Origin of the sequence: Luteococcus sp. H91, from assembly GCF_038433135.1 — a bacterium.
Classification (GTDB): Bacteria; Actinomycetota; Actinomycetes; order Propionibacteriales; family Propionibacteriaceae; genus Luteococcus.
In genome coordinates this window covers 1-3,564 of the sequence record NZ_JBCDMV010000047.1, presented here as the reverse complement: position 1 = coordinate 3,564, position 3,564 = coordinate 1, and the positions used below count along the sequence as shown (strand labels likewise).

Below are 3,564 nucleotides of genomic sequence, written 5' to 3'. Positions count from 1 at the left end.
GGCAGTGGAACCGACGCCTACCCGCAGCGCATGCGGGACCTTGTCACACCCCCATGCCAGAATCATGACTACGAGACCGGCAACGACGCTGGACCGTTGACCAACCAGCCCTCATGAAAGATCGAGGCTAGAAGCCATCGCTGAAATCATCTCAGCTCAAGACCCTGAGACGGCTGAGCAGCGGCTCATCGAGTATTACCAAACGCAGGATAGAATTTCATTCCCGCTTCGCCGACTCAACCGATTCGACGAGATGCGGCCGCGCATCCCCTTGCTGCAGAAGGCCCTGGTTGACTATGAATCAGGTCGTTTCTACAGCACCGTTCTCGTTTTACTCTCAGTTATGGATGGGTTCGTCAACGACTTGGACACCGCCCAACGCAAGGGGTTGCATGCACGGTCACCCGAGGACATGGTTGCTTGGGACAGCGTCGTTGGGCACCACCTCGGCCTTAGCCACGCCCACCAGTCATTCATCAAGGGCCACTACAAGACGAGCGTGGATGAAACCACCGAACTAGCCCGCAACGGGATCATGCACGGAACACTGGTGCACTACAACAATGAAGTCGTCGCAACAAAGGCATGGAACAGGCTATTCGCAGTCGCCGACTGGGCCGACTCCCGGAGACGCCAAGCAGCCCCAGTTGAGCCCGGCCCAACGTTTCGCGAGGCGCTGGCACATTGGCGTGACGTACAAGCGGACAAGACCAGACTTGACCAATGGGAACCCCATGAACACGAGAAGGAATCGTTCAGCGATCAGCCCTCGGAACTAGTCGCCGCCTGCACGGACTTTCTCGAACGCTGGAGTAGACGCCAATGGGGCCCAATGGGCCAACACTTCATGCAGTTTGGCCCCACGCAGCGACCCGTCGGTCAACTCGCCGAAGAGGCAAAGCTCCTGTATCAAGAGTTGAGACTTGAAGAGTGGGAGATCCTCCGGGTCCGCCACGTGGCGGCAGCAGTCGCGCACACTGACGTCAGACTGACCGTCAATGCCGAGCGACATCAGACAGATCTGCGCTGGGTCCGAATCGACGGGAACGGAACAAGTGCCCCAGAGTGGCAAGCGGGCCGATGGTCGCTGTCACAGTATGGACCGGCGCACTTCCTCAAGTCTGAGCCAGGCTAGTGCCGTGAGCCGACGCCCAGCTGCCACGCCTCTTGCAGATCGAGGTGCCGACCAGGTCGGTTCCGGTCGATGCAGCCATCTCCAGCGACCACCCGGTGCAGCATCATCGGGACACCCAGGGGGCGCCAGTCCTCGATCTGCAAGACGCGTGGCGTCTCCGTTAGCCGGTCTGCTCCGTGCAGGTGAGGAGACAACTGATGCCGTCGGCGAGGATGGTTTCCGGGCTGATGTGGTGTTCGCGGTGAAGGCGAGCGTAGGTGGGGGCTTGTTCTGCGTCGATCGCAGCGTGCTTCTCGTTGGGGGCCATGGGGGCGGTGAGCGCGCTGCCGATCACTAGGTTCGACAAGCGGTAGGCCGCCCCCAGCGGGTCCTTCGCCCCCGCTTGTTCAAGTAGGAGGCACATGCGTTCGGAGAGATGCATGTAGGCGGGGCCGCGTGGGGCGCGCATCGCGATCACGTGCCCCGCCCAGTGGTGAGTAACGAGATGGCGGAAGAACGCCATCATGAGGTCTGGCAAGTCAGCGTCACTGATGGCCTGTTGCATTGCGGGGTCGTATGTGAGAGCCGTGTCCAGGGCGAGGTCGAAGAGGTCGTCCACCGAGTGGACTCGCGAGTACAGACTTGCGGGGGCCACCCCCACGTGTTGCGCCACTGCCCGCAAGGTCAATGCTCTGAGGCCCCCTTCGTCCAGCAGCGCGACGGACGCGCGAGCGATCTGGGCGATATCCACTGCTCGATGGCGTTGGACGGGCTTGCGATGGTCCCAGTAGCTCACCACCCCAGACTATCCGAACAGCCTTCAGATAGTTATGCGTTCTATGTTAGGTTAGTGGGATGTTGGAGTCTTCGGTACTTCCCCTCGTGTCGGGCAGCACGTGTCTGCGGCGCATGACGGACGCGGATGCGGCGGCGTATGCGGACGGTACGGCAGATGAGGCTGTGCGCAGGTTCGGTCATCTTCCGGAGCCTGAGTACACCCCCGAATCGGTACGGACCATGATCCGCGAGGTGGTGGAGCCAAGCTTGGCCGATGGCACGTTGGCTGTGCTCGCTCTCGCGGATGCCGAGTCTGACGAGTTTGTAGGCAGCATGGTGATCTTCGATGTCGGCACCGAGTCGGCAGAGGTGGGCTTCTGGATCGCCCCTGAGCGGCGTGGCGCTGGTCATGCCGCTCGCGGTCTTGAGTTGGCAGTCACCCTTGCTCGGGAGTCCGGGTTGAGCGCTTTGACTGCCCGGACCGTCACTGCCAATCGAGCTTCCCAACAGTGCCTGATCAATGCTGGGTTTGTCGAGACTTCCCGCCAAGCTGACACCACGCCAGCAGGCGTACGCGAGGAACTCATCCACTACCGCCGCAGGCTCTACCCCGATCCCCACTGGCCGCTGTCCACTGACCGGTTACGGCTACGGCTTCACCAGCCAGAAGACCATGCCTGGCTGGAGGCACTCTATTCACGTCCCGAGATCGCCAGATACTTGCTCGATGACCCGTGGACGGTCGAAGACACCGACACGAAGCTCACCCAGCGACTTGAAAGAACCGGCCTCGGCTCCACGAGCGGCGCCCTGGCCCTGGTGATCGAACATGATCGCCTCCCAGTCGGCGATGTCGCCTTGTGGCTGACTGACCGCGAGCATGGACAAGCCGAAATCGGCTGGGTGCTCGACCCTGATCATGGTGGCCAGGGGTTCGCGTCCGAAGCCGTTCAGGCCGTCCTCAAGGTGGGATTCCAGCACTACCAACTACACCGCATCACTGCGCAGATGGATGCTCGCAATGCCGCCTCTGCCGCCCTGGCTCGACGGGTCGGGATGCGTTTGGAAGCCCACCACGTCGAGGACTGGTACAGCAAGGGTCAGTGGACCAGCACCCTCGTCTATGCATGCCTGGCAAGCGAACATGTCACTCCGCCCCCTGCGAGTGTCTAGCTGGAACGACTTGCCAGCATCCATGTGGGTGAGGAGGTCGCATGAGCAAGTCTGCTCTTCGATCAGTGGTGCAGGAAGCAGCCGCAGAGATGCAGGGCGACCTTGCGCATCGCTGGAGCCTCGCTGAGATCGCCGGCAGCCTGTATCTCTCGCCGTCGCAGGTGGGGCGGGTCTTCAATGACCAGATTGGCATGCCTCCGATCGCGTTGCTGGCTCGGTTGCGGGTGCGGGAGATGGCTCGGCTGTTGCGGGAGTCGGACATGACGATCGCCGAGATTGGGGTCCGGGTGGGGTGGCGGAATCGTGGTCATGCGGCGGAGCAGTTCGCCAAGACCATGGGAGTCACCCCGACCGCGTATCGGGCCGAGTCCCGTGTCAACGACGGTCGAATTGGGGACCGTTTCCGGCGGCTGAAAAGGGAGCCACTGGTTTGGTGGTTTCTAGTCTGCCTGTTGCTCGAGGCGAGCGGAAGGCAGGGTGGTCATGGTGGTGTTCCTCAG

Annotated in this window: 4 protein-coding genes; 3 read left to right on the top strand and 1 reads right to left on the bottom strand. The window is 61.9% G+C overall.

Annotated features, from left to right (window positions below; all coding sequences use genetic code 11):
* Window positions 1-253 precede the first annotated feature (253 nt).
* Window positions 254-1,135 (top strand): hypothetical protein, encoded by an 882-nt coding sequence (locus AAEX57_RS16090; protein WP_342093310.1) that lies wholly within the window; start codon window positions 254-256, stop codon window positions 1,133-1,135.
* Between the two features lie 160 nt (window positions 1,136-1,295).
* Here AAEX57_RS16090 and AAEX57_RS16085 read toward each other — a convergent pair whose 3' ends face one another.
* A complete protein-coding gene (locus AAEX57_RS16085) occupies window positions 1,296-1,910 on the bottom strand; it encodes a TetR/AcrR family transcriptional regulator (RefSeq protein ID WP_342093309.1) in 615 nt (204 codons plus the stop codon).
* Window positions 1,911-1,969: 59 nt separating this feature from the next.
* Here AAEX57_RS16085 and AAEX57_RS16080 point away from each other — a divergent pair, with 59 nt between their 5' ends.
* Both AAEX57_RS16080 and AAEX57_RS16075 read left to right on the top strand, forming a co-directional pair.
* The gene (locus AAEX57_RS16080; RefSeq protein WP_342093308.1) at window positions 1,970-3,064 is read left to right on the top strand and encodes a GNAT family N-acetyltransferase; all 1,095 of its coding nucleotides are present in this window, start codon (window positions 1,970-1,972) and stop codon (window positions 3,062-3,064) included.
* Window positions 3,065-3,105: 41 nt separating this feature from the next.
* Window positions 3,106-3,564: helix-turn-helix transcriptional regulator (locus AAEX57_RS16075; protein ID WP_342093307.1), on the top strand; the 459-nt coding region annotated here is incomplete at its 3' end.